This is a genomic window from Nocardioides sp. (assembly GCF_024509035.1).
GTDB lineage: Bacteria > Actinomycetota > Actinomycetes > Propionibacteriales > Nocardioidaceae > Nocardioides.
This window is the reverse complement of sequence record NZ_JANINT010000005.1, coordinates 1,233-1,443: the sequence shown is the minus strand read 5'-3', so window position 1 is coordinate 1,443 and position 211 is coordinate 1,233. Positions and strand designations below refer to the sequence as shown.

1 protein-coding gene is annotated in these 211 nt (G+C 75.8%); it reads right to left on the bottom strand.

The window, feature by feature from the left end; genetic code table 11:
• Positions 1-211 (bottom strand): zinc ribbon domain-containing protein (locus Q0L15_RS00290; RefSeq protein ID WP_296601396.1); only part of this gene is annotated, 211 nt, incomplete at both ends.

Genomic DNA, 211 nt, shown 5'->3' with positions numbered 1-211 from the left:
GCGTGTACGGCGTGGCGACCTCGGGACGCGGGGCCCGGTGGACGACGGTCCAGGAGTCGACCGTGCCGCGTCCGGAGGCGTCGGTGAGCTCGAGCCCGTCCATGGCCGAGCAGCCGGTGCACACCGCGCGCGGCGGGTGCTGGGCGTGAGCGCAGTGGCGGCACGTCTGCACCACCAGCCGGTGCTCACGGGTGGCGTCCCACCAACCGGC